The following is a 4,348-nucleotide window of genomic DNA, read 5'->3' as shown; positions in this document are numbered from 1 at the left end:
GTTAAACCGGAGAAGCCAACGACGAAGCTTCAACCAAAGCGCCTTCACTGCCTGCTTAGGCAGGTATTCTGTTGTTAAGCCTCGAATTGTAGAATCCAGATATATCCAACTTCAGTTTGATTTCTGAGGCCGGAAGTGCGGAAGTGAGTATTCTTGAAGAGCCCGGTGCGGGAAATCCGCACGCCGGGATCTGTGCGGGGGGCGTCGAGTAATCGGCGTCTCTACCGTGACGGCGAAAGTACGAAGTAAAAATCATGTTGGAAGGTGATATCAATGGAGTTGGAATTCATCAAGCTAACATCACATCAATTCGAAGAATTAGTTTTCGCATGCGAACAAACGAGTCATGAAATCTCTTGCTTTTTTGATAAACAAACTGGGGATGTTGAGATGCTTGGTGATTATATAGAAACAGATCCTGAACTTAAAGAAAGAATTGAGGAAGAATTTGGGGAACGATACATCAGAGTTCCAAAGATTGAATCATGGCAATCTTTTGAGGACATGGAAGAGTTCACAGAAACAGTTCAAGAAAAGAAGATGCAAAATTCCCTTGAACGGGCACTAAGAGGAGGCAAAGGAGTATTTAGAAGATTTAAGGATACATTGTCCGGCGACCGTAATTTATTGGAACAATGGTATAAATTTAAGGATCAAAGGAATAGAGAACGGGTATTGAGGCTGTTTGAAGAAGAATTTATAAAGCTGATTATTGAATAAATTTGGCTAACTCAAAGTACCTTCGCCTAATACCATATTCACGCATCAGGCCATTCGGCCCTCGGTCCGGCAGAAGTTAGAAGTGGATTCGATGAGGCATTTTAGTAGCAGGGAAGTAGAATCAGCCGGACACATCCACCACTACCTAACCGCATTGCCGCCCATTGGGCTTAAGGTGGAGGGACGGTCGAGAATAAAAGAACGTTATTGAAATTCGGGAAGAGCATAGTAAAGACACTCAAAAACACGGAGATGAAGAGTATGATATCGCAGGCGCTCATCATTAACGACGGAAAAGTACTCATGGTTCGTCAATATGTCCAAAGGGGCGATATAGTTTGGAATTTTCCAGGTGGAGGAATTGAAGAAGGTGAAACACCTGAAGAAGCATGTATAAGGGAAGTTAAAGAAGAAACAGGATATGATGTTGAACTTCTTAATCAAATATATGTTAAAGACATGAAATACACCTTCATAGCGAAGATCGTCGGGGGAACTGAAGGAACAGACTATAACATCAAAGGAAATGAAGACATATTGGAATTAACATGGAAATCGCTTGAAGATAGTGAGACATTTGATGCATATACAAGACCGATAATAGAACAATTTGTAAGCCAAGTCGAAGAGGTCCCGAACATCACATTCGGTACATTAAGTATTTAGGAGAAGGATCATTTTTAGTTGATGGAGCAGCCGATCTTTGTAATAATCTTCTAAAAAATGGATATCGGATAGCTATAATAACCAATGGAATGAAGGAAGTACAACTCGAAAGAATAAGCAGGTCTGAACTATCTAATTCATTTGAACAAATTATAGTATCAGAAGATGCTGGATATCAAAAACCCCACCAAGGAATTTTTGATTATGCTTTCAATAAGCTTAATATTCAAAACAAGGAAAAGGTGGAGATTCATTAAGTTCGGATATTCAAGGTGAAATAAATTATGGAATAGATACTTGTTGGTTTAATCCCAAAAGAAAAATAAATGAGTATTGCACTAAACCAAAATATGAAATAATCCAATTGGCAGACCTTTCAAGATTACTCAGAGAAGAGAAGAACGTCGTATAACACCGTATTCACGCTTCGGCAGACAGGCTGCCTCGTCGTGAATACCAGAACGTTATCAGAAATCATTGAAGAATGTTAAAACCATGTTTAATCCAACAAACATCGAGGTGCACATATGCTACATGCATTCACAAAGAAGAGAATTGAAAAAATACTATCTGAATATGCCGAGAAGAAAGTGCCGAAACACATTAGGAACCAAATCAAAATTATTTATAAATTCAGAGGCAATAATGTCACGTTAATTGAAGAACGACCTGCTTTTAGGGGTGAAGGTTGGGTTGAACATGATATTGCTCAGTTCCGATTAGTAGACAATAAGTGGAATGTTTATTGGAGAGATAGTAAGGATAGGTGGCATTTAGTTGAAGAAATAACACCTGATGAAGACTTTGAAAAACAATTGAAAATCGTTGATAAAGATAACAGTGGCGTATTTTGGGGATAACAGAAGAAATGTTTTGCAAGAAATTCAGAGAAGGCAATGACATCTGATAACAATATGTTCACGCATCGGGGCATACGCCCCTCGGTCCTGGAAGTAAAGTCGAGGAAGTAGATGCCGGGACACATCTACACCACCCTACTGCATCGCGGCCAGTCACTTCGTTCCTTTAGGGTGGTGGGGCGTCTTGAATACCATAACGTTATGTGAAAGATCTGCCCGAAATACATTTGTAAGCTGTTCAACCGCCCCGTCCTGGGGCTAGAAGTAAATCAGGAGGAGTGCCTTTTGGAAACTTTCATAATGAATATCACGCCTTTTAATCAAGAAAGATTGATAAGAGTATATCTCCCTAATGGATATATGGAAGGAACAAAACTTTACCCCGTTTTATATATGCATGATGGACAAACCGTATTTCGGGATGAAGATGTCACTGATGGTATATCACTTGGATTGAAAGAGTACTTGGATAATAATCGAGCGGAAGTTATTGTAGTCGGGATTGACTCCAATACGGTAGGAAACGAGCGGGTAAACGAATTTAGCCCGTGGGTAAACGTTGAGTTCAGCAGGAGTTATGTTAAAGATGATAGTCTACTTGGAGGAAGAGCTGAAGAATATCTAGAGTTCATTATTCATGAGCTAATGCCCATTATAAATAACAAATACCGGACTCATAGAGATTGCTCATACATGGCGGGTTGCTCACTTGGTGGGCTATTTTCAATTTATGCTGCCTGCAGATATCCAGAGGTTTTTACGAAGGTAGCGGCCCTATCTTCATCATTTTGGTTTAATCAAAAAGAAATAGAAGATTTTATTATCAGTTCAAACTTAGATTCAATTAATGGGTTTTACCTTGATTGTGGTACGAAAGAAGGAACGGACGAACAAAGCAAATCAGATTTTGTTCAATCTCAAAGAGCTGTTTATCAAATTCTAAGTGATAAGATAAGAAATATAAGATTCAATATCGTTGATGGTGCAGGTCATAATTTGCTTGCATTCAGAGAAAGAATTCCTGATTTCATGTCTTTCTTTAGCTTTGAAGTGGTAAATGATAAATAAAGTGCTGAGGGTCGACGTCCTGTCTTTATTCGAAGAAGCCGGGCAGATCCATCACATACACCGTATTCACGCTTCGGCAGACAAGCCGCCTCGGTCTGGACCGAAGTTAGATGAGGGATTTAGGGAGGCATATGCAGTAGCAAGGAAGTAGAGTTAGCCGAACACACCAGCACACACCCGATCGCATCGCGGCCGGTCCTATAGGGTGGTGGGGTGTCGTAAATACAAAAACGTTATGTACAATTGCCTAAGTGCTGATTTGAGGAGATGTTTATGAAGACGATATATCTCATTAGACATTGCAAAGCTAAAGGTCAAGAGCCGGATGCAGTTCTCACACTTGAAGGGCTAGCGCAATCAGAATCTCTTTCTGATTTTCTCCTGGACAAGCAAATTGATTTGGTTATTTCTAGCCCTTTTTTAAGGGCAATTCATTCAATAAAGCCATTTATAGATCTAACAAAGGTCTCAATGAAAATAGATTCAAGACTCTCAGAAAGAATCTTATGTTCAGTTGAATTAACAGACTGGATGGATAAATTGAAAGTTTCATTTGATGACATGGATTTGAAGTTACCTGGCGGTGAATCTTCCGTAGAGGCTACCAATCGAGGGATTGAAGTAATAAACGAACTAATGAATGAGAGTGCTTATAATATTGTAATCGTAACACATGGGAATTTGTTGTCTTTGATTATCAGAAATTTCAAAAAAGATTTTGGATTCAATGAATGGAAAGAAATGAAGAACCCCGATGTTTTTAAATTAATTATAGAACAAGATAAATACAGTTTAGAGCGAATTTGGAAGTGACTCGAGGAATGGGCATTCGCCTCTCGGTCCGGCAGGGGACTAACGTCGTGAATACACAGAACATTGAAATAACCGTAGAGCGAAAAGAACACATCTATATAGACGGCAGATAAAGTTCCGAGATTTCTTTAAAGGAATTAATGCCGTTAATATCTAATCTTCCCCTTAAGTAGAAAATTACTTTTGGGAGTGGTTGCCTTGGCGAGAACAAAAGCAATTCA

General features: G+C 39.3%; 6 protein-coding genes. All 6 read left to right on the top strand.

The features are described from left to right. Window positions 1-273 precede the first annotated feature (273 nt). The 6 genes from E2980_RS23600 to E2980_RS23575 all read left to right on the top strand — a co-directional run bounded on the left by E2980_RS23600 (window position 274) and on the right by E2980_RS23575 (window position 4,127). A complete protein-coding gene (locus E2980_RS23600) occupies window positions 274-720 on the top strand; it encodes a UPF0158 family protein (protein WP_135154656.1) in 447 nt (148 codons plus the stop codon). A 261-nt stretch (window positions 721-981) separates the two neighbouring features. Then, window positions 982-1,386 (top strand): NUDIX hydrolase, encoded by a 405-nt coding sequence (locus E2980_RS23595; RefSeq protein WP_135154658.1) that lies wholly within the window; start codon window positions 982-984, stop codon window positions 1,384-1,386. Beyond that, window positions 1,305-1,643 carry an HAD-IA family hydrolase gene (locus tag E2980_RS25045; RefSeq protein ID WP_338080759.1) on the top strand — a complete coding sequence of 113 codons (339 nt, stop codon included), beginning with the start codon at window positions 1,305-1,307 and terminating at the stop codon, window positions 1,641-1,643. Before E2980_RS23595 ends, E2980_RS25045 begins: the two co-directional genes overlap by 82 nt. A gap of 270 nt (window positions 1,644-1,913) precedes the next feature. Further along, window positions 1,914-2,246 carry a DUF3024 domain-containing protein gene (locus E2980_RS23585; RefSeq protein WP_135154655.1) on the top strand — a complete coding sequence of 111 codons (333 nt, stop codon included), beginning with the start codon at window positions 1,914-1,916 and terminating at the stop codon, window positions 2,244-2,246. A gap of 285 nt (window positions 2,247-2,531) precedes the next feature. Next, window positions 2,532-3,314 (top strand): alpha/beta hydrolase, encoded by a 783-nt coding sequence (locus E2980_RS23580; RefSeq protein ID WP_240703174.1) that lies wholly within the window; start codon window positions 2,532-2,534, stop codon window positions 3,312-3,314. 273 nt (window positions 3,315-3,587) lie between these two features. Continuing rightward, complete coding sequence (locus tag E2980_RS23575) at window positions 3,588-4,127, top strand: histidine phosphatase family protein (protein WP_135154654.1); 540 nt, start codon at window positions 3,588-3,590, stop codon at window positions 4,125-4,127. The last annotated feature ends 221 nt before the right edge of the window (window positions 4,128-4,348 follow it).

The sequence above is a fragment of the Cohnella luojiensis genome, assembly GCF_004564235.1.
Taxonomy (GTDB): Bacteria; Bacillota; Bacilli; order Paenibacillales; family Paenibacillaceae; genus Cohnella; species Cohnella luojiensis.
The sequence above is the reverse complement of the archived record's forward strand: the minus strand, read 5'-3'. Positions and strand labels throughout refer to the sequence as shown.

Bases quoted from the DNA above. Each gene is read 5' to 3' on its own strand.
- E2980_RS23595 (WP_135154658.1), top strand. From the start codon at position 982: ATGATATCGCAGGCGCTCATCATTAACGACGGAAAAGTACTCATGGTT.
- E2980_RS23585 (WP_135154655.1), top strand. From the start codon at position 1,914: ATGCTACATGCATTCACAAAGAAGAGAATTGAAAAAATACTATCTGAA.
- E2980_RS23575 (WP_135154654.1), top strand. From the start codon at position 3,588: ATGAAGACGATATATCTCATTAGACATTGCAAAGCTAAAGGTCAAGAG.
- E2980_RS23600 (WP_135154656.1), top strand. From the start codon at position 274: ATGGAGTTGGAATTCATCAAGCTAACATCACATCAATTCGAAGAATTA.